The organism is Pseudomonas sp. Pseusp10 (genome assembly GCF_059492225.1).
In genome coordinates this window covers 3,138,352-3,164,132 of sequence record NZ_CP168528.1, presented here as the reverse complement: position 1 = coordinate 3,164,132, position 25,781 = coordinate 3,138,352, and the positions used below count along the sequence as shown (strand labels likewise).

General features: G+C 59.7%; 20 protein-coding genes. 6 read left to right on the top strand and 14 right to left on the bottom strand.

What is annotated here, in order from left to right; translation table 11 throughout:
- Positions 1-76: 76 nt before the first annotated feature.
- The 4 genes from ACEN8Z_RS14250 to ACEN8Z_RS14235 all read right to left on the bottom strand — a co-directional run bounded on the left by ACEN8Z_RS14250 (position 77) and on the right by ACEN8Z_RS14235 (position 6,525).
- The gene (locus tag ACEN8Z_RS14250; protein ID WP_495598069.1) at positions 77-3,154 is read right to left on the bottom strand and encodes an efflux RND transporter permease subunit; all 3,078 of its coding nucleotides are present in this window, start codon (positions 3,152-3,154) and stop codon (positions 77-79) included.
- Entirely contained in the window at positions 3,151-4,317 is a 1,167-nt protein-coding gene (locus tag ACEN8Z_RS14245; RefSeq protein WP_495598068.1) for an efflux RND transporter periplasmic adaptor subunit, read from the bottom strand. Before ACEN8Z_RS14245 ends, ACEN8Z_RS14250 begins: the two co-directional genes overlap by 4 nt.
- On the bottom strand, positions 4,314-5,732 hold the full coding sequence (locus ACEN8Z_RS14240) for an efflux transporter outer membrane subunit (protein ID WP_495598067.1): 1,419 nt from the start codon (positions 5,730-5,732) through the stop codon (positions 4,314-4,316). The genes ACEN8Z_RS14245 and ACEN8Z_RS14240 overlap by 4 nt, the downstream gene beginning before the upstream one ends.
- Positions 5,733-5,835: 103 nt before the next feature.
- Positions 5,836-6,525: a response regulator transcription factor gene (locus ACEN8Z_RS14235; protein ID WP_495598066.1), complete on the bottom strand. Its 690-nt coding sequence runs from the start codon at positions 6,523-6,525 to the stop codon at positions 5,836-5,838.
- 117 nt (positions 6,526-6,642) lie between these two features.
- Here ACEN8Z_RS14235 and ACEN8Z_RS14230 point away from each other — a divergent pair, with 117 nt between their 5' ends.
- The 4 genes from ACEN8Z_RS14230 to ACEN8Z_RS14215 all read left to right on the top strand — a co-directional run bounded on the left by ACEN8Z_RS14230 (position 6,643) and on the right by ACEN8Z_RS14215 (position 10,039).
- Positions 6,643-7,335, top strand: coding sequence for a response regulator transcription factor (locus tag ACEN8Z_RS14230; RefSeq protein ID WP_495598065.1), 693 nt, complete (start codon positions 6,643-6,645; stop codon positions 7,333-7,335).
- The gene (locus ACEN8Z_RS14225; RefSeq protein WP_495598064.1) at positions 7,313-8,707 is read left to right on the top strand and encodes a sensor histidine kinase; all 1,395 of its coding nucleotides are present in this window, start codon (positions 7,313-7,315) and stop codon (positions 8,705-8,707) included. The genes ACEN8Z_RS14230 and ACEN8Z_RS14225 overlap by 23 nt, the downstream gene beginning before the upstream one ends.
- Positions 8,708-8,953: 246 nt before the next feature.
- A complete protein-coding gene (locus ACEN8Z_RS14220) occupies positions 8,954-9,163 on the top strand; it encodes a co-regulatory protein PtrA N-terminal domain-containing protein (RefSeq protein WP_495598063.1) in 210 nt (69 codons plus the stop codon).
- 72 nt (positions 9,164-9,235) lie between these two features.
- A complete protein-coding gene (locus tag ACEN8Z_RS14215; RefSeq protein ID WP_495598062.1) occupies positions 9,236-10,039 on the top strand; it encodes a glycosyltransferase in 804 nt (267 codons plus the stop codon).
- Positions 10,040-10,320: 281 nt separating this feature from the next.
- Here the strand turns inward: ACEN8Z_RS14215 and ACEN8Z_RS14210 are convergent, their stop codons facing one another.
- The 7 genes from ACEN8Z_RS14210 to ACEN8Z_RS14180 form a co-directional block, all read right to left on the bottom strand.
- A complete protein-coding gene (locus tag ACEN8Z_RS14210) occupies positions 10,321-11,790 on the bottom strand; it encodes an amidohydrolase family protein (protein WP_495598061.1) in 1,470 nt (489 codons plus the stop codon).
- Complete coding sequence (locus ACEN8Z_RS14205; protein ID WP_495598060.1) at positions 11,787-12,986, bottom strand: amidohydrolase family protein; 1,200 nt, start codon at positions 12,984-12,986, stop codon at positions 11,787-11,789. Before ACEN8Z_RS14205 ends, ACEN8Z_RS14210 begins: the two co-directional genes overlap by 4 nt.
- Positions 12,987-13,064: 78 nt before the next feature.
- On the bottom strand, positions 13,065-13,832 hold the full coding sequence (locus tag ACEN8Z_RS14200) for an ABC transporter ATP-binding protein (protein WP_495598059.1): 768 nt from the start codon (positions 13,830-13,832) through the stop codon (positions 13,065-13,067).
- 25 nt (positions 13,833-13,857) lie between these two features.
- Positions 13,858-14,571, bottom strand: a complete 714-nt coding sequence (locus tag ACEN8Z_RS14195) for an ABC transporter permease (RefSeq protein WP_495598058.1) — start codon at positions 14,569-14,571, stop codon at positions 13,858-13,860.
- Complete coding sequence (locus tag ACEN8Z_RS14190; RefSeq protein WP_495598057.1) at positions 14,568-15,257, bottom strand: ABC transporter permease; 690 nt, start codon at positions 15,255-15,257, stop codon at positions 14,568-14,570. Before ACEN8Z_RS14190 ends, ACEN8Z_RS14195 begins: the two co-directional genes overlap by 4 nt.
- Positions 15,258-15,357: 100 nt before the next feature.
- A complete protein-coding gene (locus ACEN8Z_RS14185) occupies positions 15,358-16,128 on the bottom strand; it encodes an ABC transporter substrate-binding protein (RefSeq protein ID WP_495598056.1) in 771 nt (256 codons plus the stop codon).
- An 80-nt stretch (positions 16,129-16,208) separates the two neighbouring features.
- Positions 16,209-17,432 (bottom strand): cyanate transporter, encoded by a 1,224-nt coding sequence (locus tag ACEN8Z_RS14180; protein ID WP_495598055.1) that lies wholly within the window; start codon positions 17,430-17,432, stop codon positions 16,209-16,211.
- A gap of 206 nt (positions 17,433-17,638) precedes the next feature.
- On the opposite strand from ACEN8Z_RS14180, the gene ACEN8Z_RS14175 reads away from it, so the two are divergent.
- A complete protein-coding gene (locus tag ACEN8Z_RS14175) occupies positions 17,639-18,511 on the top strand; it encodes a LysR substrate-binding domain-containing protein (protein ID WP_495598054.1) in 873 nt (290 codons plus the stop codon).
- 267 nt (positions 18,512-18,778) lie between these two features.
- On the opposite strand, the gene ACEN8Z_RS14170 is transcribed toward ACEN8Z_RS14175, so the two are convergent.
- The 3 genes from ACEN8Z_RS14170 to ACEN8Z_RS14160 all read right to left on the bottom strand — a co-directional run bounded on the left by ACEN8Z_RS14170 (position 18,779) and on the right by ACEN8Z_RS14160 (position 20,631).
- Positions 18,779-19,078, bottom strand: a complete 300-nt coding sequence (locus ACEN8Z_RS14170) for a hypothetical protein (RefSeq protein ID WP_495598053.1) — start codon at positions 19,076-19,078, stop codon at positions 18,779-18,781.
- A 46-nt stretch (positions 19,079-19,124) separates the two neighbouring features.
- Positions 19,125-19,652 (bottom strand): response regulator, encoded by a 528-nt coding sequence (locus ACEN8Z_RS14165; RefSeq protein WP_495598052.1) that lies wholly within the window; start codon positions 19,650-19,652, stop codon positions 19,125-19,127.
- A gap of 337 nt (positions 19,653-19,989) precedes the next feature.
- Entirely contained in the window at positions 19,990-20,631 is a 642-nt protein-coding gene (locus ACEN8Z_RS14160) for a response regulator (RefSeq protein ID WP_495598051.1), read from the bottom strand.
- A gap of 283 nt (positions 20,632-20,914) precedes the next feature.
- Between ACEN8Z_RS14160 and ACEN8Z_RS14155 the strand changes: the two genes are divergently transcribed.
- Positions 20,915-25,777 (top strand): HAMP domain-containing protein, encoded by a 4,863-nt coding sequence (locus ACEN8Z_RS14155; RefSeq protein WP_495598050.1) that lies wholly within the window; start codon positions 20,915-20,917, stop codon positions 25,775-25,777.
- Positions 25,778-25,781: the final 4 nt, after the last annotated feature.

Below are 25,781 nucleotides of genomic sequence, written 5' to 3'. Positions count from 1 at the left end.
TAGTTGTTACAAGTCGGGATGGCTGCAATCGCCAAAGCCCGACCGGGTTGCCGAGGTTTTTGGGTAGTTGAGGGCTTCAAACCGTAACCTCAGCGTGGTCGAGCAGTGTTTTTCGACGCCGGCGTTCAAACCACAGATAGACCACGGGCGTGGTGTAGAGCGTCAGAATCTGCGACACCGCCAGGCCACCGACAATCGCAATACCCAATGGTTGCCGCAACTCGGAGCCGGCACCATGACCGAACGCCAGCGGCACCGCGCCCAACAAAGCTGCCAAAGAAGTCATGAGGATCGGTCGCAAACGCAACAGGCAGCCTTCGCGTACCGCCTCCCGGGGCGACAGGCCCCGCTGCTGGGCCTGCAACGTGAAATCGACGATCATGATCGCGTTCTTCTTGACGATACCGATCAGCAAAATGATGCCAATCATCCCCAGCACTGACAGGTCCTGACCGCAAAGCATCAATGCCAGCAGTGCGCCGAAACCGGCAGAAGGCAAGGTCGAGATAATGGTCAGCGGGTGAATCGCATTCTCGTACAGCACACCCAGCACAATGTAGACCGTGAGGATCGCCGCCAGAATCAGCCAGGGTTGTGACTTCAATGAGTCCTGGAAGGCCTGGGCGGTCCCCTGGAAACTGCCCTGCACAGTGTCTGGCATTGCCACGGCCAGGGACGCCTGATTGATCGCGGTGACCGCTTCACTCAAGGCATGGCCGGGCGCGAGGTCGAACGACAGGGTAATGGCCGGGAATACGCCTTGGTGGTTGATGATGATCGGCACTTGTTCGGTCTTGACGCTGGCCAGCAGGTTCAGCGGTACCAGGGTCCCGGAACTTGCACGGACAAACAAGTGCTCAAGGGTGGCGGTGGACGTTTGCCAGCTCGGATCGAGTTCCAGAATCACGTGGTTCTGATCGAGCTGGGTGAACATCGTCGCAATCTGCCGCTGACCGAAGGCGTCATACAGCACGTCGTCGATGGCCTGCACCGTTACGCCCAGGCGTGCGGCCGTGGGACGGTCGATCACCAGGGTCGATTGGGCGATGGCTTGTTGCTGGTCCGAAGTCACGTGCTGCAACTGCGGCAAGGTCTTGAGCTTGTCCAGCAGCACCCCGCTCCAGTGATCCAGTTCGACGCTGTCCGGGTCTTGCAGGGTGTACTGGTATTGAGTCTTGCTGGCCCGACCACCAATCTGGATGTCCTGGTTGGCCTGCATGAACACCTTGACCCCGGACAATGTATCGAGCGCCGGTTGCAGGCGACGGATGACGTCGGCGGCGCTGGCAGTGCGTTCGCTGAATGGCTTGAGGTTGATCATCACCTTGCCCTGGCTGACCGTCGGGTTCGGGCCGATCCAGAAGTACACCCGCGCGACCGCCGGGTCCTGGCCAATGATCTCGGCGGCGCGGTTGACCTGCGCACGCATCGCGCTGGGCGAAATGTCCGCCGCCGCTTCGGCCACACCCTGGATCAAGCCATTGTCCTGTTGCGGGAAGAAGCCCTTGGGAATGCCGACGTACAGCACTGCCGTCGCCGCCAAGGTGGCGATGGCCACCGCCAGGGTGATGCGTTGATGGTCAAGCACCCAGTCCAGGCTGCGGCGATATCCGTTGTGCAGGCTATCGAACACCCGCTCGCAGGCCTGGGCAAAGCGCCCTTCCTCTTGGTCTGCGTGGGGCTTGAGCAACCAGGCGCAAAGCATTGGTGTGATGGTCAACGAAACGATGCCGGACACGATGATCGCGACACTGACGGTCACCGCAAACTCACGCATCAATCGCCCGACAATGCCCGACATCAACAGGATCGGCAGGAACACCGCGATCAGCGACACCGTCATCGAGATGATGGTGAACGCCACTTCGCGCAAGCCGTCGACCGCCGATTGCAGGCGCGACTTGCCCATTTCCAGATGCCGGACAATGTTTTCCATGACCACGATGGCATCGTCCACCACGAATCCGACGGCAATCGCCAAGCCCATGATCGACAGGTTGTCGAGGCTGTAGCCCAACAGGTACATCACCCCGAACGTGGCCACCAGTGACAGCGGGATGGTCAGGCTGGGAATCAGCGTTGCCGTGGCTTTGCGCAGGAATGCAAATATCACCACAACTACCAGTGCAATCGACAGCAGCAAGGTGAACTGCATGTCGTTAACCGAGGCTTCGATGGTCTGGGTACGGTCACCCACCACCTGTACCTGCACGTCTCGCGGCAACGAGGCGGTCAGCTCGGGCAGCTTGGCCTTGATCGTGGCGATGGTCGACAGCAGGTTGAAACCCGGCTGTTTGTGGATGTCGACGATGACTGTGGGCTCGGTACCCAATTGCGCAGCTTGCTGGGTGTCCTCGGCACCGGCAATCACCCGGCCCAGGTCACCGAGCCTGATCGGCATGCCGTTCTTGTAGGCGATGACCTGATCGCGGTAATGCTGCGGGTCGAGCAATTGATCCGTCGCACCGAGGGTGATCGAACGGCTTTGGCCATCGAGGGTGCCCTTGGGCTGATCCAGGGTGCTGACGCCGATCACACTGCGCACATCCTCCAGGGTCAGGCCGCGAGCGGCCAGTGCATCGGGATCAATCTGCACCCGCACCGCCGGTTTCTGCTCTCCGTGAAAATCCACCAGGCCGACGCCGGGCATTTGGGACAAGCGCTGGGCAATGTAGTTGTCGGCATAGCGATCGAGCTCGGGCAACGTGCGCACCGGGGAGGTCACGGCCAGCGACATCACGGTACCTTCGGCGGGATTGACCTTGTTGAAGGTCGGTGCGCTGGACATGGTCTTGGGCAGGTTCGGTGTGGCGGTGTTGATCGCTGTTTGCACATCCTGCGCAGCACCGTCGATGTCCCGCGACAGGTCGAATTGCAGCACCACCTGGGTTTTGCCTGCCGCACTCGACGAGGTCATCGAGGTCACTTGCGGTACGGCGGCAAAGGCGCGCTCCAAGGGGGTCGCCACTGAAGACGCCATGGTTTCGGCGCTGGCCCCCGAGAGTTTGGCGGTGACCTGGATGGTCGGGAAATCCACCGTCGGCAGCGGTGCCACAGGTAGATGAAAGTAGGCAAAAGCGCCGAGCAGCATGACCCCGAGGGCCAACAGACTCAGTCCTACACGCCGTTGAATCAGTCCGGCCAGCGCATTCATTGGGCTGCCTCCGCCAGATCGACAGTGGCGTCGGTCTTGACCGGCGAGACCTTCAGACCCGGCGCGACGCGGGACTGGCCCTGCACCACCACGGTTTCACCGGCCGCCAGACCTTGGCGAATCCATTGTTTGCCATCGACCACGGTGGCGGCATCCACCAGGCGTGGTTGCACTCGCTGGTCGGCATCCACCACGTAGACGAAGTTGCCCTGACGCCCCAATTGCACAGCATCGGCCGGTACCACGGCCACGTCCTTGTGGGTTTGCACCAGCAACCGCGCGCTCACCAGTTCGCCCGGCCAGAGTTTAGCAGCGGCATTGTCGAACTGCGCCTTGAGCTGGATCTGACCGCTGGCGGCGGTCACCTGGCTGTCGATAAAACTCAATTGGCCACGGGCGATTTCCTGCTGGCCATCACGAGTCATCGCGACCACCTGCAATGCGCCTTTGGCATTCTCTTCGAGAATTTCCGCCAGATCGTCCTGGGACACGGCGAACGCCACGGAAATCGGGTTCATCTGAGTAATCGTCACCAGCCCGGTGGCTTCGGCGCCATGGGCGATGGAGCCGACATCCAGCAGGCGCTGGCCGGTGCGCCCGGTCAGCGGTGCCTTGACCTGGGTGAACTCCAGTTGCAGGCGCGCCGCATCCAATGCTGCTTGATCCGCCTGCAAAGTGGCTTGCTGCGCAGCCAGTTGTGCGCGGTAGGTGTCCACATCCTGGGTCGGACCGGCCTTGGCGGCGGCCAGTTTGCTGGCGCGATCAAGGTTGACCTTCAGATTGGCCAATTGCGCTTGATCCTTGGCCACCAAGGCCTGGGCCTGAGCGACCTGGGCTTGATACACCCGTGGGTCAATCACCGCCAGCAGACTGCCGGCGGTGACGGTCTGCCCTTCATTGAACAGGACTTTTTGCAATTCTCCGTCCACCCTCACCCGCACATTCACGCTGTTGAGCGCCTGCACATTGCCTATGGCGCTGATCCAGACGGGCAAGTCCTGGCGGCTGACTTGGGTCATCTGCACCGGCACGGCGCCAGTATCGGCCTTCACCGGCGCGGCATGGGCCTGCCTGATCCATTGAGAACCGCCGATGGCAGCGGCCAGCGAGAGCGCCATCAGCCCCCCGAAAATAACGCGACGACCTGGGTTCAAGGCATTCATGGGTGAGCCACCTGAGCAGAAGAATTGGAAGCGACGGTGTCAGTCGAAAAGTCCCCGCCCAGCGCCCGGAACAGGCCGACGGCGGCCTGCAAATGCTGGAGGCGTACTTGCAACAGCGTGTCTTCGGCCTGGTATTGGGTGCGTTCGACGATCAACAGGGTCTGGAAGTCGGTGGACCCGAGGCGGTAGCGGACCTGAGCCAGACGCGCCGCTTCCCGGGCCGAATCTACGGCCGACTGATTCAAGACGTAGCTCTTGTCGAGCTCGCGAGATGCACTGAGCTGGGTTTCAACGTCTTGCAGTGCTTCAATGATCGATTCACGGTAACTCGACGTCAGTTCCTGAACGTGAGCCTGATCGAAATGCAACTGCCCCTTGAGCTGGCCACCGGCAAACAGCGGTTGGCTGAGAGTGCCGATGGTGCTCCAGACCTGGCCGCCGGCGAGCGTATCGACGCCGCCCAGCAGGTCCAGAGACAGATTGGGCAGAAACGCCGCGCGGGCGACGCCTACGTCGAAGTTGGCGGATTTGAGCCGTGCTTCAGCGGCCTGGATGTCCGGGCGCTGACGCAGCAGGCCAATCGGCATGCCGGTTGCCGGTTGTGGCACTTGCAGGGTTTTCAAGCCATCACCCTGCAAGTGAAAGCCTTCGGGCTGTGCGCCCACCAAAACCGCCAATTGATACAGTGCCAGATCCCGTTGCTGACGCAGAGGCGGCACCGCTGCTTCAAAGGTCTGCAGGGCATTGCGCTGCTGCTCGACTTCAAGATTTGATACCGAACCCTGACTGGCCTGGACCTGTACCAGGTCCAGCACCTGCTTCGCATCGTCGGCAATGGATTGGGCCAGACGCATCCGATCTTCCAGAGACAGCACTTCGAAGTAGCGGTCGGCGATGCTCGCGCCCAGGCTCATGCGCAGCGTCAGCGCATCAAACACCGTCGCGTTGGCTAAAGCATCGGCGGAGTCAGCAGCCGCACGTTGTTTGCCCCAGAAGTCGATTTCATAAGTCGCTTCGGCAAACACGCTGCGTTTTTCCGTGGTGCCGTAATTGTTCTGGCGCTGGAAATTACCGCCCAAATTCAGCGCCAGATATTGCGCCGCGCCCGCCACTTGCGCCGAGGCACGGGCTTCATCGATCCGGCTGACCGCCGCTTTGAGGGTGTAGTTGGAGGCCAGGCCACGGGCGATCAAAGCGTCGAGCTCGGCGCTGTGAAACTCGCGCCACCACTGCCCGCCCTGGGCCGCCGGGCTGTCTGCCGGGCCATTGAACTGTTGCGCCAGGGGCAACTCGGGTTGCTTGTATTGCGGCACCATCGAGCAGCCGCCGAGCATAAGCGCGCCGAGCAAGGCCAACGAAACGGTTGAAAAACACGCACCGCGCCTGGAGCGCGCCGCCAAGGTTGAAACCGACATGGGCAAGCTATCCCCCGCTAATGCCTCTGTGGAGCGATCCACGAATGCAGCGAAGATAGCGAGGGGTGCCTGCCAGAGCGTTCGTCGGCAGATAAACTTTTGTTTAGCCTTGGCCGGGCGTCACCTGAAAGCTGTAGCCGGCACCGGGAATGGTCTTGATCAGCGAATAGTCGAAACCTTCATCGAGTTTGCGCCGCAAGCGATGGATATGTTTATCGATGACGTTGTCGTTGGGGTCGAAGGCGTAGTCCCAGGCGCTGTCGAGCAGCATGTCGCGGGTCACCACCTGCCCGCTGTGGCGCATGAGTTTCTCCAGCAGCAACGCCTCGCGATGCTGCAAGGCAATGACCCGGCCTTGACGCACCGCGGTGCGCGTGGCGCAGTCAAGTTGCAGTTCGCCGACTTCCAATTGTCGCGCTGGCCCCGTCGTTTGCTCGCGCCCGCGCAGCAAGGCGTCGAGCCGCGCCAACACTTCGACGAACGCGTAAGGCTTGGCCAGATAATCATCGCAACCGGCCTGCAGGCCTTCAACCTTGTCAGTGGTGGACGCCTGCGCACTGAGCATCAGGATCGGCACCCGCAACCGTTGCGCTCGCACGGCCTTGATCAGGCCAATACCGTCGAGACCGGGCAAACGGCGGTCGACGATCAGCACATCATGGATTTGTTCCAAGGCCATGCCCAGCCCACTGTTGCCATCGCTGGCGATATCGACGACGTGACCGCTTTCGCTCAACCCGCGTAGCAGGTACGCAGCGGTCTGGGCATCATCTTCAACCACAAGAATGCGCAAGGCACCGTCTCCAGAAATCCTACCTAAACTTTTATTTACCTGACGGGAACGTGGCACGGCCGCAGGCTTTGTCACACTATGCCACCTCTGCCCGATTATGTGAGCGGTTCAACTGCCATGACCCATGTTCTGGTCGTCGAGGACGACTTGCCTACCTGCCGCGAAATTGAAGCGGCGCTGTGTGACCACGGCTTCACCGTGAGCTGCGTCCACAACGGTCGTGAAGGTTTGCTCAAAGCCTTGAGTGAGCCGTTCGACCTGATCGTCCTGGACCGCATGCTGCCCGGCGGCCTCGATGGGCTCGGCGTGCTCACCGCCTTGCGCGCCGCGAGTGTCAGCACCCCGGTGTTGATCCTCAGCGCCTTGAGCGCGCTGGATGAACGGGTTCGCGGCCTGCGCGCGGGCGGTGATGATTATCTGACCAAGCCCTTCGAATTCATCGAGCTGACCGCGCGGCTGGAGGCCTTGAATCGCCGCCGCGCCGAACCGGTCGCCGAGGCTCGGGAAACACGTTTGCGCGTCGGCAATCTGGACGTCGATCTGCTAAGCCGCACGGTGCGACGTGGTGACCGGTTCATTGATCTGGTCCCCCGTGAGTACGCGCTGCTTGAGCACCTGATGCGCCATGCCGGGCAAGTGGTCACGCGCACCATGCTGTTCGAAGCGGTGTGGAACTACGCCTACGACGAGCGCACCAACGTCATCGAAGTCCACATGGGCCGCTTGCGGCGCAAGATTGACGGCGAAGATGAGCCGTCGATGATCCATACCATTCGTGGAGCCGGTTATGTCCTCCGTTCGCCTGAGTGAAATCCCGCGCACCATCAGTTTTCGCACCGGCCTGCTGTTTCTCGGGCTGTTCGGCTGTTCGTTCCTGGCGCTGTTCGGCTACGTCTATTGGCAAACGGCGTTCTACCTGAAAACCGAAGCCGATACCGCGCTGTATCGCCAGGTAGAAAACCGCAGTGCACAGGACCCGGAGTTGCAACTCAGGGAAATCCGCAATCACGCCGTGCAGGATACCGAAGCGCGCCTGCCCCATAGCCTGTTCGACGCACAAGGCCGGTTCATTGCCGGGGCCATCCAGCAGTTGCCACCCTTCTCCGCCTACGACAAACCTCAGGAGTTCGATTGGCGCAAGGCCAACGGTCACCAGCGCCCGATACGCTTCATTACCCATCGCCTGGCCGACGGCAAGACCTTGCTGGTGGCCCAGGACATCCACGACATACGCGAATTCGACGAACTGCTGATCAGGGCTCTGGTTTCCGGTGGTGTGCTGCTGCTGGTGGTCGGCTTGTTTGGTGCAGTGGCGCTGGGCTATTCGGCCCACCGGCGACTGGACAAGGTCAGTCGCTCGATCAAGGGCATTATCGAAGGCGACTTGACCGGCAGGCTGCCGATCCAGGGCACCAACGACGACATCGACCGCCTCGCCTCGGTGGTCAACGGCATGCTCGATGAACTGGAGCGCTTGATGAGCGAGGTCAAGGGCGTGTGCGATGACATTGCCCATGACCTACGCACCCCGCTGACCCGTCTGATCGCCGGCCTTGAGCGCACCCAGCGGCGCGGCCTGGATGAAGCTCAATACGCCGCCAGCATCGATGCGGCGTTGAACGAAGCCAAAGCCTTGCTGCTGACGTTCAAGGCCTTGCTGCGCATCTCGGAAATTGAAAACAGCGCCCGGCGCAGTCACTTCGCGTCGCTGGACCTCAACCTGATCAGTGCCGATGCCGCCGAGCTGTATGAGCCGCTGGCCGAGGAACGCGGCATCAGCCTCACGCTCAACGAAAGCCAGTCACCCGCGATCATTTCAGGGGACGCACAACTGCTATTCGATGCGATCTGCAACTTGCTGGACAATGCCATCAAATTTTGTCCCGATCATAGCCGCGTGAGTCTGTCGGTGATCGCTGATCACGGCACTGTCGGGATTCGCGTCGCGGACAACGGCCCCGGCATCGCTCAGGCGGAACGCGAAGCGGTGTTGCGCCGACTTTACCGTGCCGAATCGAGCCGGCACACCCCGGGCAATGGCCTGGGGTTGAGCATGGTCTCAGCCGTTGCGCGCTTACACGACTTGAAACTGACCGTCAGTGATGCGGTGCCTGGCTGTCGGATCGACCTGCTTGGCAAGCCGGCGTTGGCGGGCACATCTGCGTCCCCTGGCCTTATCTGATCAGCCTGAAACTGGGCCTGCCCCTGCGCTCGTTTTGATGGCAAGACGGGTGCAGAGAGCCGCGCACCGCAACAGGACTAAACCTGCCGCCGTATGTATCCCTTCTTGCCCCACAAGAAATCCCACCCCGCCAACAACCTGTCGAAAAGTTCATTTTGCGGAGAACAGGGCGAAAGGCCGTGAGCGTCAAGATGAGTCCAAGCCAACAAACAGTGTGTTGGCTCAACTCACTACTGGAGAACACTCATGAACAACCTTAAAGCCCTTTTGATTGTGACCTTGATGACTGCCTCTGTCGCCGCAATGGCCGAAGGCGGTGGCGATACCGTGATGGCCAAAATGGACGCGGCAAGGGCAACCGCCATGACCACGCTTCAACAGTCAGGGTCTGCCACGGCTACAGCCACTGCCAGCAACCAGAACACCTCCTCCGATGACGTCTCGCGCTCGAATTGACTGTGCATACGTCCTGTCGACGTTAAGAGCGTCTTGCGCAATATCGGTTAAATGATCGAGGTTTCACAAATTATGCCCCTTCCACTACCCACCACAGCCAACTTCAGCATTGTGTTGGTTAACTACAAAACACTTGATCTGACCAAGACCTGTCTCACGCTTTTGCAGGAGGCTCTGCGCGGGACAGGTGTTCCGGTAATTGTGGTGGATAATCACTCTGACGATGCGAGCAGCGAGTACTTGCGCACGCTGGACTGGATTGAACTGATAGAACGCAAGCACACAGCCCCCGAAGCGGGAAACATTGCTCATGGCCGCGCTCTGGATCTCGCTTTGGCACAGGTTGAAACCGACTATCTGTTTCTGTTGCACACCGACACCTTCATTTACGATCCGGCGGTGTTCGCCATGATGATCGACCAATGCAGCGGACAGCGCGAAGTGGCCGCCGTCGGATGCCTGGAGCAACTGGATCGGGGCGTCATTCGCTCGGCCTGGCGCCTGGCCTCACGTTTTTGCAAGCACTACGCCCGACGGAGTCTGTTGGCGCTCGGCGTTCAGGCAAGAGCGCCCAAGCCGTATCGAGAGGTCCACCTGAAGAGCTTTTGCACGTTGTGGAATGTGGCACTCATCAAACAACACGGCTTTCACTTTCAAATGGATAAACGCAATCCGGGGTATGAGCTGCAGGATCGAATGACTGCCCAGGGCTACCAGGTACGTTTCATTTCACCGCGAAAAATGTTCCGCTACCTGGATCACATTCAAAGCGGCACCGTATCGGCGATGGGCGGTTACGCGCGCAATCACCGCAGGGTCCGGATGTACGAGCAGATTACCCAAGGTAAAAAACCTGAGAGTCTGGTGAATGGATAAAACCGCATGTCGAAGACGTATGTACCTTTGGCAGCGCCTGCGCCGTTGCCTACCAAGGGTAGTCTGGTCTACTGACTTGTCGGATCCGCCAAATCCATATCCGACAGATAGCGGTCACCACCGGCAGCAGCAGATGTGGATTTCGCGTAGAAACACGATTTCCAGTCCGATTTTGAGTACCTGTCGCGCTCAAAACCGTTTTCACACAGCCCGGGTCGGTTGCTGCCTTTCTGACAGGCTGCAACCAGTTCCGCTCGTTCCGGCATTTCCGGTCGTGTTACTCAACCTGCCGCGTAATACCGTGCCGCCCGCCAGAGGTTTTTCGATTCCTCTGTCAGATGGCGCAAGCCACTACGGTCCAGCATGCGCTCCGACTCCTCTTGCACCGCGGCCAGCACAGCAGCCTCGTCGACGGTGTGTACGACGTAGTCTTCCATCAGGATCCTGCCATCGACGATGGTGGTACACACGTCCGCGCCGTTGGCGAAGCAAGTGATACGGTGGACCGGCATGTTCATCGGCATCAGGTGCGGTTTGAACAGGTCGATCAGAATGATGTCGGCTTTCTTGCCGACTTCCAGCGAGCCGATCTCGTGTTCCATCGACAGAGCCCTGGCAGCGTCGATAGTGACCATTTCCAGCACTTTGCCCTGCGGCAGGATGTCCGGGTCGCGGAAATGGCGGCGGTGGTAGTGCATGCACTGGAACATGTGGCGGAACATGTCGTAACCGCGGTCCGGGGCGGCGCCGTCGGAGCCGAGGGCGACGGTGACATTGGCCTCGATCAGTTCCGGTACCGGGCAACGACCCAGGATCGACATGATGGCGCTCGGGTTGTGCACGATCTTGGTCTGTGTCTCGTGGCACAGGGCGATGTCTTCCGGGGTCAGGTCAATGCAGTGCGACATGAAGAATGTCGGGCCGAGCAGGCCCAGTTCGCGGTGGGCCAGCGCCAGCGTACCGGCGCGGTGGCCATCCTGGGTGAACGTAAGGCCATAGCGGTGGGCCAGAGCCAGGTAATCCTGGGCTTGCTGGCGGAACAGAGGCGCCAGCTGCCGATGGCCGGGTTCGTATTGTGGCGCATACACCGGCAACGTGATGGCAATGCGCACCCGGCCGTCCCCCATGCCGTCGCAGCTCCTGGCGATTTCTTCGCAGACCTCGAACATGGTCTCGAAATTGACGTCGCGCCGAGTGGGTGGTTCGGTCGACCAGTCCAGGTAAGTGTGCGGCGCTGGAGGCCGCGACGGCCCGACGGCCACCACCGAGCGGGTACCGACTTCGGCGATAGCCTGGGCGTGGCGTTGCGCGTACACCGGGTCGTCGACCCGCATGATCGAATCGCCTCCGCCCAATAGCGACACGCCGGTGGTGGTGCCGCATTTGAGCCGTTCCAGCGCCGACAACCTGGCCTCGACCTCCCAGAACTCGACTCCGGAGGCCGAGGTGTAGATGGTCTGGCAAGCCTCCATCCAGGCATCGCCCTCCCCGCCGCCGATGGTTTTCAGCATGGCGTGGCCGGCATGGGCGTGGCTGTCGATCAAGCCGGGGAGCACCGCCTTGTTGCGTGCATCGATGACTTTTTCAGCAGTGAAGCGAGCCCGCAGCTCATCCGTGCGCCCCACCGCTACGATGCGGTTGCCGAGCACGGCCACGGCACCGTCGTTGATGACGCGCCGTTGCTCGTCCACGGTGATGACCACGCCGTGCTCGATCAACAGGTCTACTTTGTCGAGATTATTTTGAGTCACAGGCGGCTCCGCAGCAGGCTGCCGTTTTTCGCCACGACGACTCCGCGACTGATCACTGTCCGCGCCAGCGGACGCGCCACGACGGCTTCACTCAGTGTCTGCGCAGGCAACAACAACAAGTTGGCTGCCTGCCCCGTCGCCAATCCGTAATCAGTTCGCCCAAGTGCCCGGGCGCCATTGCCGGCAGCGGCTTCGAACGCCGTGCAGATTTCAGGGTCGGTTCTCATGCCACAGCGCAATGCGAGCAGCATCGCGCGTTCAAGCATGTCGCCATTGCCCATCGGGGTCCATGCGTCCCGAATGCCATCCGAACCGAGGCAGACGTTCACCCCCGCAGAGAGCAGTTCAGTAAAGGGTGGTATAGCGATATCGGATGGCGCCGTGGTCATTAGTGAAATCCGGTTGGCCGCCAGGCGTTCAGCCAACGGCAGCACCTGGGCCCAGCTTTTCATGCCCAGGCAAAAGGCATGGCTGATCATGACTCGCCCCTGACGCTGATAGCGCTCGGTGAAATCAATGATGCGAGCAATTTGCCAGAGCCCCAGCTCACCACCGTCATGCAGGTGGATATCGATACCGCGGTCAAACCTGTCCGCGAGCTCGAACAGAATCGTGAGGTGTGCAATGGGATCATTGTCTATGCCGCAGGGGTCCAACCCCCCTACTACCTCGACGCCCAGCTCCAGGGCTTCTCGCATCAATGCCTCGACCCCGGGGCGGTTGACCAGGCCAACCTGAGGGAAGGTGACGAACTCGATATCAACCAGGTCGGCGTAGCGCTCGCGCAGCTCCAGCATGGCTTGCACATGCTTGATACCCAATTCGGGATCGGCGTCCACATGACAGCGCAACATCAGCGAGCCGCGAGCGATGCATTGCTCCAGCAGGGCACCCGCCCGCTCTGCAATGGGTGATTCGAGCTCGCGCAGGATCTGCCGCTCATTGGCGATGCGCGCTTTAAGCGTCGGGCCTGCACTGTGGGGCCGCCATGGTTGGCCCCACAGGGTCTTGTCCAGATGGATGTGGCTTTCCACCAGCGACGGAACGAGTAACTGACCTTGCCCGTCAAGGTCAGGCTCAGCGACTGGATTGCCGCTGGCTGGCTGACGATCGCCGATACGACCGTCAACAATCTGTATGTCTTCAATTTCGCCGCCATAGGGGCGGACATTACGCAACCAGAACGATTGGATCATTGGAACCTCATCACTTTCGAACAAGCCCCTGTCGCCGGATAGCCAACAGGGGCACTGTTTACTGAATCACCAGAAGAGCTACTTCAAGTTGCCGGCAAGGAACTGCTTGAGGCGCTCACTTTTGGTGTGCTTGAACAGTTGCTCCGGGTGGCCTTCTTCCTCGATTTTGCCCTGGTGCAGGAAGATCACGTGGTTGGACACCTCGCGGGCAAAGGCCATCTCGTGCGTCACCACCACCATGGTCCGCCCCTCTTCGGCCAGGGCCTGCATCACCTTCAGCACCTCGCCGACCAGTTCGGGGTCGAGCGCCGAGGTCGGCTCGTCGAACAACATCACTTGCGGTTCCATCGCCAAGGCCCGGGCGATCGCCACACGCTGCTGCTGGCCGCCGGACAGGTGCGAGGGGTACTTTGCCTCCATGCTGGCCGGCAGGCCGACTTTGGCCAGGTACTTGCGTGCGCGGGCCACCGCCTCATCGCGGCTGAGGCCGAGCGCATGCATCGGCGCCTCGATAACGTTTTCCAGCACTGACATGTGCGCCCACAGGTTGAAGTGCTGAAACACCATGGACAGCTTGGTGCGCATGCTTTGCAGCTGCTTCTGGTTGGCCACGCGCAGCCCACCGTTCTTATCCTTCTCGGTGCGGATTTCCTCGGCGTTCACCGTAATTCGCCCGGCGCACGGCTGCTCGAGGAAGTTGATGCAACGCAAGAAGGTGCTCTTGCCGGAACCCGAGGAGCCGATGATGCTGATCACGTCGCCAGCCTTGGCCTTGATCGACACGCCCTTGAGCACCTCGTGGTTGCCATAGTTCTTGTACAGATCGTCTACGGTCAGTTTGTACATTGTTTTGACCCTGCGTATGCGGCCTTCAGGCGGCCTGGGGTTTCAGGAAGGCCAGCCAGCGGGTTTCACCGCGACGAAATAGCCAGACAAGCGACAGCGCAATCACCGCGTACAACAGTGCAGCGATGAAGAAAGCCTCGAACGACGCGTAGGTCGCCGAGTTGACGTCGCGGGCGACCTTCAGCAGGTCGGGTACCGTGGCGGTAAAGGCCACCGAGGTCGAATGCAGCATCATGATCACCTCGTTGCTGTAGTACGGCAGTGCACGACGCAGCGCAGAGGGCAGGATGATGCGGCGGTACAGGGTGAACCTGGACATGCCGAAGGCGCGGGCCGCCTCGACCTCGCCGTAGGGCACCGACCTGATCGCGCCCGCGAAGACTTCCGTGGTGTAGGCACAGGTATTGAGCGCGAACGCCAGCACCGTGCAGTTGAAGCCCTCGCGAAAGAACATGTCGAGGAACTCGTGCTCACGCACTACGCTCAGGCTGTAGACACCGGTGTAGATGATCAACAGTTGTATATAAAGCGGCGTGCCACGAAACACATAGGTGTAAAACCAGACCGGAATCCGGATAAACCGGTTTCTTGACACGCGAGCCACGGCCAGCGGCACCGACAGTACGAATCCGATCGCGATCGACAGCACCAGCAGCCACAAGGTGATTGCCAGGCCGGAAAAGTTGGCACCGTCCGACCACAAATACGCTTGCCAGTATTCCTGGATGATGTCGATCACAGTTGAGCCTCCCGAACGCCGACAGAGTAATGATGCTTAAGCCACATCAAGACGCCGTTCGAGACCGTGGTAATGACCAGGTAAATCAGCGCACCGATCACAGTGAAGTAAAACAGCTGCATGGAGCTCTTCCCGGCATCCTGGGTGGCCCTGACGATATCGGACAGACCGATGATGGACACCAGCGCGGTCGCCTTGATCATGACCTGCCAATTGTTGGCAATTCCAGGCAAGGCAAAACGCATCATTTGCGGGAACAGAATCCGATAGAACGCCTGCCATGGGCTCAGGCCATAAGCCATGGCTGCCTCTGTCTGGCCGCGCGGAACCGCCTGGAAAGCACCGCGAAAGGTTTCGGTAAAGTAGGCGCCGTAGATAAACCCCAGCGTCGCAACACCGGCAAGAAAGGGATCGATATCGATCTGATCAATTCCCAGCCCTTCGGTGACCTGATTGAGGACGATCTGAATGCTGTAGAACAGCAACAGCATGGTCACCAGATCCGGAACACTGCGTATCAGCGTGGTATAGAGGGTGGCGACATTGCGCAGCCACCGATTGCCTGACAACTTGGAACTGGCGCCTGCCAGACCAATCAGTACTGCGGTCAGCAGCGATAACATGGCCAGCTTCAGTGTCATCCAGGTGCCACTTGCGATCAGCGGCCCATAGTCTACCAAGGACATTGCATTCTCCTTGAGTTCGATAGTCCAGCCGATGCTGCCTATCTTGTTCAGTTGTGTTGTTCTTGTTTTTGAATGCTGACTGCCCGCAACTTGCAATCAATCAGTTGTACACATCAAAGGAGAAGTATTTATCGGAGATCGTCTGGTAAGTTCCGTCCTTGATGATCTCGGCAAGCGCACCATTGATCTGTTCGCGCAGTTCATTGTCTTCCTTGCGCAAACCAATGCCCGCACCCACGCCCAGGGTTTTCGGGTCGCGCAACTCCGGGCCGGCAAAGGCGAAATCACGTCCGTTCGCGGTTTTCAGAAAGCCCAGGTCGGCCTGGACCGACGACTGCAGCGCTGCATCCAGGCGGCCGGCCATCAGATCCTGGTAAACCATGTCCTGGTTCTGGTAAGTCATGACAGTGACGCCCTTGGGCGCCCAATAAGCCCGAGCATAGGTTTCCGACGTGGAGCCCTGCTCGATCCCTATCCGCTTGCCTTGAAGGGATTCGGGCGTTGGCAGGAGATCCGAGCCTTTTTTCGCAAGGAGACGCGGCAGGACATTACTGATCTTGTCGGAAAAGGCGATCTGCGCCTGACGTTTCTCGGTCACGCTCATGGAAGAAAGAATGCCGTCGAACTTCTTGGCTTTCAGCGCCGGGATGATGCCGTCGAAGGAGTTCTCGACCCATACACATTTGACCTTCAGCTTTTCGCAGATCGCGTTGCCAAGATCGATATCGAAGCCCACGAGCGTGCCATCGGGCGCCTTCGACTCGAACGGGGCGTAAGTGGGGTCAACGCCGAAGCGAATGACTTGCAAGTCTTTCGCGTATACGCCGCTGGCGGCCAAGGCGAGAACAACTGAAACTGCTAACTTCTTCATATCAATCTCCGTAGGCACAGTGGTACTGGGGTTTAAAAGTGGCCAGTTCTGTTTAGATTTTTTGTATTTTTTAACCTCGGTCACAACGCTTGCATGCTGTATCGGTAGCTCGCCGGGGAGAACTTGACTGTCAGCACCGCCATCGCGGCGAGCACCCCGATGTGCAACCACCAGCCAGTGATGAAACTCCCGCCGGAGTCGCGCAGCCAGCCGATCAACCAGGGAGCACTCGATGCGAGCAAGAAACCGATACCCTGAACGAAGGCCGCCAAGGTGCCGGCCGCTTGCGCGCCGGACAAGTGGTCGAGGCTGACAATCAGGCTGAGCGAAAAGAACCCGCCGAGGCCGAACCCTGCCAGTGCGACCCACAACCACGGCGCTGCGTTGGGGGCAAGCGCAAAGCCGGCGAAACCCGTGGCCTGCAGTGCTATCGTCAGCCACAAGGCAGCGCGCCGGTCAATGCTGCGGCGGGCGAGCATCGGCATCGCGAACGCCGCCGTCGCCTGGAACATCGCCAACCACGCGAGCAAATTGCCCGAGGCCTGCAGCCCCATGTTCTGCTGCTGGTAGAAGGACGGCAGCCAGGCCACCAGACTTGAGTAGCCGCTGTTGGTGAGTCCAAAGTAGGCGGCCAACTGCCACGCACGGCGATTGCTGAAGAAGCTGCCGGTTTTGACCGGTGCAGGTCCGCCAGCGGCTATCGGCAGAGTGCGTGGCGCGCACACCAGCCACAGCAAGAACACGGCAAGCGCTGGCAATGCCCAAATGGAGAGCCCTAGCCTCCAGCCGCCATACGGATTCAGCCAGGTGCTTGCCAGCGAGCCCAGCGCTCCGCCGCCGACCAATGCCGCCGAATAGAGCCCCATCACCATCGCTATCCGTTCAGGAAACCAGCGTTTGGCGACACCCGGTATCAGGGCCTGGATCACAGCCACGCCGGTGCCGGCGATTCCGGCGCCAATGATCAACTGCGCTCCGTCCTTGACCACGGCGCGTGACGCGCAACCGAGCATCAAGAGCAACAATGCGCCGGCCAGCGCCCGCCTTTCGCCGAAACGACGTGCGACACCGATGCCAATGAAGGCAATCAGGCCCATCAGCACGAAGGGCAAGGTGGTCAGCATCGCGGCGGCGCGAAAATCGAGGCCAATGTCGGCACGCACCAGGTCGAGCACCGGCCCTACCGAAGTCAGGAATGGACGCAAATTGAGGCCCAGTAGCACCAAAAGCACCAACGCGACCAGTGACACCTCACCCGCGCGCGACACACCCGTAACGATGCAAGCCGATCCGCGGTCAGTCATGGCGCACACTTCTTTCCCACCGCTCCCGCCTTTCCCGCCGGTGCGGGTGCAGACTCGGCTCCTGCATTAGCGTCACGTCACTGGTCATCACATTTACCTAGGGGGATTCTGGTCAACAGGCCGCATCAGCGGCTGTTCTTAAAGATTAAGAGCAGGTGCTATCATTCGGAAATGAAATGTTCGAATGACAATTAGTGGGAAAACAAATGACTTCAACGCTGATCGATCCGTTGCTGCTCAAGAGTTTCGTCGCGGTGGTAGAGAGCGGCAGCTTCACCCGCGCCGGTGAGCGCGTGCACCTGAGCCAGTCGACCATCAGCCAACAGTTGAAGCGACTCGAGGAGCAACTTGGCTGCGAGCTGGTCAACCGCAGCGGGCGCTACGTCGGCACCACCGAGGATGGCGAGCGCCTGCTCGGCTATGCGCGCCGGCTCCTGGGGTTGATGGAAGAGGTGGTGGAGGATTTACGCAAGGGCCACGCACAGGGCGAGGTGCACATCGGCGTGCCAGAAGACTTCGCGTCAGACTTGCTGACGCCGACGCTTGGCGCCTTCGCACGCGCGCACCCGGCGATAAGACTTGAGATAAGCAGTGGGCTCAGCAACACGCTATGGCAACAGTTTTGTGCAGGCGACTACGACTTGGTGCTGATCAAACAGCGCCCGGGGCAGTTTGTCGGGCACGCCGCCTGGCCCGAACCGCTCGCCTGGTTCGACAGCCTCAGCCAGCCGACTTACGAGCGCGACCCGTTGCCACTGGTGGTGTTTCCGGTCGGCGGCTTGTACCGCGATGAGATGATCCACGCGCTCGAGAGCGCCGGCCGACGCTGGCGCATCGGCTACAGCAGCGCGAGCCTCGCGAGCGTCCGTTCAGCCGTCGCCGATGGACTCGGCGTCAGCGTGCTCCCCTCGCGACTTGCACTGCCCGGCCACCGACGGTTGGGCGTGGCCGAGTCCTTCGCCGAGCTGGCAGCACTGGAAATCGCGCTGCACCTGCGGCCCGACGCACCACGCCGCGTGATCGATCTGGCCGAACAGCTGACAAGGCTATGCGCCCAGGTGACCGGTCACGTCGGCTGACGCGCCCAAAAAAGTCGATGCGTGGTCAGGGGATTGGAGAACGGCTAATGCACATGGCCGAAGAAGTCGCGCAGACGTGCTTCGAAGTTTGCTGCCAGCCCCGAATCGCCACCTATGCGGACTTACCTGGAATCAGTGAACTGAAGCCGCTGCCAACGAGGCTGCGGCTGTTCAAATGTTGAGGTGAGCGCCTGACCGGAGGGAGTTTCCCTGCCGGCCGACGATAGTGAAATGTCAATGACCCGCAGTAGTCATGGAGACAGGCATCTATCGCTTGCCCTTGATGCTGACTACGGAAAGATAGGCACCCCAAAGAACACCACATACGGCAAGTATCAGCTCCGGATTGAAAATGTTCTGATCGACCGGCGCCACCACGATTTCGCTATAAAGGCACAAGGCACCCGCGATCAACGCCAAAAAGTAACCGGTCCGGGTTCTAGTCCGGCGCAACAACAGAACCTTTTTCAGACCCTCGTCTTTCCATTCTTGAAGGGGCATGCTTTGGATCTCTTCCAGCACCACCACACCCCACAGCAACGCACACAACCAATAACCTATCATCATGATGTCCTCCAGTTAGAACATTGACTCAATATGAATGCAGCGCGCACTACGCGCTCAACTTGCGAATATCTATTCCAGAATCTTTTCTGACTCGTGCAATTTGCCCTGATACATAGCCTGAAGCAGGTGAGAAGGTTCGAGCGGCTGGTAACAGGGACTTGGCTAAACGCTCCAGCATGCGGCACATGGCGGCAAGTTCATGGACCTTGTCGTAGGAGGCGTAGGCTCCCGCTTTTGTAAAGTACTTCCAATGTCTCGGACCAGCGCGATTGCTGACCACGATGACTTTTGTCAGCGGATACTCGGCTGCAACCACACGCAATACTTCCATGCCATTACCGTCGCCGAGGTTGACGTCCAGCAAGACGACATCGGGTGGTTCACGCCGGATGGCGGCGATGGCGGTCGATGAACGGTGGAATGCCCCGGCAAGTGACAGGCCCGCAATCCGCGGTGACAGCGTGCGCCACAGCGCTCGCACGACGTTCGAGTCCTCAATGACAAACAGGCGCAAAGGGCCTGAGTCTCTGGTTGGTATCAGTGCAGTCAATGGTTCTGTGTTGGTGACCTGCATGACTTGACCTCTCTTTTTTGACATCGCAGTGCAAGACGCTGACAAAGACAACTTCATTCAGCGGACGAAATCTTGCAGAGAGCTCAGTATGCTCAAGTGGAACCGCCCCCACTATCGACGTTAGCAGGACTTCTTTGTGGCGATATCGGCCAAGAGCTTGTAGTGATTCCACTACAAGCAGGCTGAAACAGGCGACGCTTCGGCGAAGCCGGGCATGTGCTGCGCATCATTCCTGCACAGTTTGTTAAACCGCACCTGAAGTTCTATCAGAACGATTCAATAGTGAAGGATGCCGAAAACGATTGAGTACCTCGGTAGTGTCGAATGGCAGGGAATTCTAAGTTAACAGGCCGTTTTCGAGTGCATAGCGGGCCAGTTTCGCGTTGCTGTCCATCCCTGTTTTTTCCAGGATGCGTGCCCGGTAGGTCGTGACGGTACTCGGGCTCAAGTGCAGTATCTGAGCGATGCGGACAATTCTCTCGCCTGCAGCGAGGAGCTTCAGTACTTCAAGTTCCCGGTCGGATAGCGCTTCGTGGGGTGCCGCGTCGCCTCTGCCGATAGCGTTGACTAGTTTTTCTGCCAGTTCAGGACTGACGTGCTTGCCGCCTGAGGCCACCTTGCGAACTGCCGCAACCAGGGTGGCTGCGGAAATATCCTTGGTGAGGTATCCCGCTGCGCCGTGCTTGATTGCGCGTAACGCATAGGCCTCGACCGAATGCATGCTCAACATCAGAATGGCGAGCTTGGGTTTCTCTGCACGCATGAGCTTGAGGAGTTGCAGGCCGGTCTTGTCGGGCAGCTGAATATCCACCAGCGCCACGTCGAAGTCTTGCTCCCGGACCCGGAGCATTGCTTCTTGTGCCGTCTCTGCTTCACCCGTTACGTCGATCTCGCCGGCAGTCTCCAGCATGCGTCGCACGCCGTTGCGCACGATGCTGTGATCATCCACCAGCAAGACTCTGATTTTGTGGTCAGTCATCTGTATTTTCCATTCGCACCCGCAAGGCCCTGGCCGTATCGTGTCCCGATGTCCAGATGATGTTGAACCCGCCGGCACAGTGGCGCGCGCTCATGCATTCCCACCCTAACCCTGCGGCCAGTGGCCGGCAAGCCATGGAATCTGCCGCAGAGTTCTACGTTAGCAGGCAGGTAGCGCACTTGCACTTTTGCTTCAGGCGTTAGCGGCGCCTAAGCTCTCAGGTGGGTCTGCACGCCCATGGGTAATGCCTTGCGCGTGACATCTATTTTGACTGGACAGAGACATGGCCACAGTGACGACACCAATCGAAGTTTTCGACATGAAGACGTTGCTGGCAGCGCTGAAGGCGTTGCGCAAAGGTGACTTCACCAAGCGTATGCCGGAAGACTGGACCGGCATGCCGGGCAAGATCGCCGACACGCTCAACGAGATCATCGACATGGCAGCCGACACCACCACCGAATTCGAACGCGTGGCGCGACTGATCGGCAAGCAGGGCAAGGTCGATGAGCGTATCGAATTGCCGATGATGAAAGGCTCATGGCAAAAGATCGTCAACTCGAGCAATGCGCTCACCAGCGACCTCATCAGCCCGATGAACGAGATCATTCGCGTTGTCGGTTCGGTTGCCGAGGGTAATCTGAGCCAGCAAGTCCCGCCGGTACTCGACGGCCTGAAACTGCGGGGCCAGTTCCTCAAATCTGCCGAGATCGTCAACACCATGGTGACGCGACTGGGCTCCTTCGCTTCCGAGGTGACCCGCGTGGCGCGCGAAGTCGGCACTGAAGGGATTCTCGGTGGGCAGGCCAATGTCAAGGGCGTGTCCGGTACCTGGAAAGACCTGACCGACTCCGTCAACGACATGGCCGCCAATTTGACCACCCAGATGCGCAACATCGCTTACGTGACGACTGCTGTGGCCAAAGGCGATCTGGGCAAGACGATTACCGTCGAAGCCAAGGGTGAGATTCTCGAGCTGAAAAACACCATCAACACGATGGTCGGCCAGCTCTCCAGCTTCGCTGCGGAGGTGACCCGTGTGGCTCTGGAGGTCGGTACCGAAGGCAAGTTGGGCGGTCAGGCGGAAGTACGCGGCGTATCAGGCACCTGGCGCGACCTGACCGAATCGGTCAACGGCATGGCGGCCAACCTGACCACCCAGGTGCGCAACCTCGCACAGGTGACGACGGCGGTGGCGCGCGGCGACCTCGGCGAGAAAATTACCGTTGAAGCCAAGGGCGAGATTCTCGAACTGAAAAACACCATCAACACCATGGTCGACCAGCTCTCCAGCTTCGCCTCGGAGGTGACACGCGTCGCGCTGGAAGTCGGTACCGAAGGCAAACTGGGCGGACAGGCCGAAGTGACCGGCGTGTCTGGTACCTGGAAGGACTTGACCAATTCGGTCAACGGCATGGCGGCCAACCTGACCACCCAGGTGCGCAACATTGCCGACGTGACGACGGCGGTGGCCAACGGCGACCTGTCGCGCAAGATCACAGCCGAAGCCAAAGGTGAAATTCTGCAACTCAAGGAAACCATCAACACCATGGTGGACCAGCTCTCGACCTTTGCCGACGAAGTGACGCGCATGGCTCGCGAAGTGGGGACTGACGGCAAACTCGGCGGCCAGGCCAAGGTGACGGGCGTTGGTGGAACCTGGAAAGATTTGACCGACTCGGTCAACAGCATGGCAGCCAACCTGACCAATCAGGTGCGCAATATCGCCGACGTGACGACGGCGGTGGCCAAAGGCAACCTGGGGCGCAAGATTACCGTGGAAGCCAAGGGCGAAATCATGGAGCTGAAGAACACCATCAATACCATGGTGGACCAGCTCAACAGCTTTGCCGCCGAAGTGACGCGGGTGGCGCGCGAAGTCGGCACCGAAGGGAAGCTCGGGGGACAGGCACAGGTGCAAGGCGTGTCCGGTACCTGGAGGGATTTGACCGAAAACGTGAACTTCATGGCGGCCAACCTGACCAGCCAGGTGCGAGGCATCGCGAAAGTGGTGACTGCGGTAGCCAACGGCGACATGAAAAAGAAACTGACACTGGAAGCCAAGGGCGAGATCGCCGAACTGGCCGACACCATCAACGGTATGACCGATACGCTGGCGCTGTTCTCCGATCAGGTGACCTCGGTGGCGCGTGAAGTGGGCGTCGAGGGCAAGCTGGGCGGCCAGGCCAACGTGCCGGGTGCTGCCGGCACCTGGCGCGACCTGACCGACAACGTGAACGGTCTGGCGGCCAACCTGACCAATCAGGTGCGCGCAATTGCCGACGTGGCGACTGCCGTGACCAAGGGCGATCTGACTCGTTACGTGGAGGTGGAAGCAAAGGGTGAAGTGGCGGAATTGAAGGACAACGTCAACGAGATGATCCGCAACCTGCGGGAAACCACGCGGCAAAACGCGGAACAGGATTGGCTCAAGACCAATCTCGCGAAATTTACCCGCCTGCTGCAGGGCCAGCGCGATCTGGCGGCAGTCTCCAAGATGGTGCTGTCAGAACTGGCTCCGTTGATCAACGCCCAGCACGGTGTGTTCTACATGATGAACGAGAGCCCGCCCGATCCTGCGAAACTCAAACTGCTGTCGGCTTATGCGTACAAGGGAAACATCAATGTGAACGATGAATGGCGGCTCGGCGAGGGCCTGGTCGGGCAATGCGCTTACGAAAAGAAGCGCATCCTGCTGACCGATGTACCCGCAAATTACGTCGCGATTTCATCGGGACTGGGTGCGGCCGCCCCGCTGAATATCATCGTGTTGCCGATCCTGTTCGAGAACAAGGTCAAGGCCGTCGTCGAAATGGCTTCGTTCACGCGCTACAGCATCATTCATCAAACCTTCCTTGATCAGCTTGCTGAATCGATTGGTATCGTACTCAACACGATCGAAGCCAATATGCGTACCGAAGAACTGCTCAAGCAGTCGCAATCGCTGGCGCAGGAGCTGCAAAGACAACAAGAAGAATTGCGCCAGACCAACGAAGAACTGGAGGACAAGGCCGGACTGCTGGCGGAGCAGAAAGCCGAAGTCGAGCGCAAGAACCGCGAAGTCGAAATCACCAAGCTGTCGCTGGAGGAGAAAGCAGAGCAGCTGATGCTGACCTCGAAGTACAAGTCCGAATTCCTCTCCAGTATGTCCCATGAACTCAGAACGCCATTGAACAGCTTGCTGATCCTGGCCCAGCAGCTCAGCGACAACGCGCAACACAATCTCACGCCCAGGCAGGTCCAATATGCCAAGACCATCCGTAGCGCGGGCAAAGACCTGCTGGAGCTGATCGACGAGATTCTCTATCTGTCCAAGATCGAGTCGGGTACGGTCACACTGGATCTGAATGAAGCGCTGTTCGCCGATCTGCACGACCAGATCGAACGCACTTTCCGGCCAGTCGCCGAAAGCCGGGGCCTCACCTTCACGATTGAACTGGCGCCTACCCTGCCCCCCGCCATCTGGACCGACGAAAAGCGCCTGTTGCAGGTGGTGAAGAACCTCCTGTCCAATGCCTTCAAGTTCACTGAGCAAGGCAGCGTCAATATCAGCATCGCGCCCGCTATATCCGGGTGGAGCGTGGATCACAGCGAACTGAATCGCGCCGATACGGTGGTCGCCTTCGTGGTCACCGACACCGGTATTGGCGTATCTGCCGGCAAACAGAAGCTCATCTTCGAAGCGTTCCAACAAGCAGATACCGGAACCTCACGAAAATACGGCGGCACCGGCCTCGGCCTGTCGATCAGCCGCGAGCTCGCACACCGGCTGGGCGGTGAGCTGCGGTTGATCCCCGGTGAGATCGGCAAGGGCAGTACTTTCGCGCTGTACGTGCCCTTGCGTACACAGGATGCCCAGCGTCAGGCACCAGACGAATCAACGACAGAGGCAGTACCTGGCCAAGGCAAACGCGACCTGATGTCAGGCCCGTCTGCACAGATACTGGACGACCGCGAGTCTGTCCAGCCCGGGGACCAAGTGCTGCTGATGCTCGAGGGCGACGCCCGTTTCGCCGACATTCTGCTCGAGGCCGCGCGCAAGAAGGGGTTCAGGGCGATCGTCACGACCCGCGGCGCGGATGCACTGGAGCTCGTCGAGCGCTTCAAACCCGCCGCGATCACACTGGACCCGGGCCTGACAGACATCGATGGCTGGTTGCTACTCGAGCAGTTGAAGCGCAATTTCGCCACGCGTCACATCCCGGTCCAGATCATCTCGAGCGCTGACGACCGCACACGCGGGCTGCGCTATGGCGCTTTCGACTATCTGCTCAAGCCGGTCACAGCCGACGAAATTCAAAATGCGCTGGTCGGCATCGTGGCATTCGCACGACGCAAGACCAGGAGTCTGCTGCTCATCGACGGCGACGAAGGGAGCCGTGCCCGCATCCTCGATTTACTCGGTAACACCGACGTGAAGATCACAACGACCGACAGCGGCGCTGAAGCCTTGAAGAAACTGGCAAAGAAACGCTACGACTGCATGGCAATCAATCTCAAACTGCCCGACGCATCCGGTATCGGGTTTCTCGAGGCGCTGCTGGAAGACCACGCAATGCGTGAATTGCCGATCGTCGTCTATGGTGCAGAAACACTGACCAAGCCGGAACACGAGCGTTTCAGGGCACTGCTCGGCAAGGGCGTCATCAAGGCAGTTCAATCCCCCGAGCGCATACTCGACGAAACCGCGCTGTTTCTTCACCGCGTCGTAGCCGGGCTGCCGCAGACCCAGCGCAGGATGCTGGAAAAACTCTATGAGGGTTCGGACAGTCTCGAGGGTAAAAAGGCCCTGGTGGTCGACGATGACGTGCGCAATATTTTTGCCCTGACCAGCGTGCTTGAGTGCAACAAAATGCTGGTGGCCACGGCCGAAAACGGCCGAACCGCCATAGAACTGCTGCAGCAGCAGCCCGATACCGACATCGTCCTGATGGACATCATGATGCCCGAGATGGATGGCTTTGAAACCATGCGCCAGATCCGTACATTCAAGAGATTTGAAAACCTGCCCATGATTGCGCTGACGGCCAAGGCGATGATGGGTGACCGTGAAAAGTGCATCGAGGCAGGAGCATCGGACTACGTCAGCAAGCCGGTGGACACCGACCAGTTGCTGTCACTGATGCGCAAATGGCTCTATCGATGAGGCG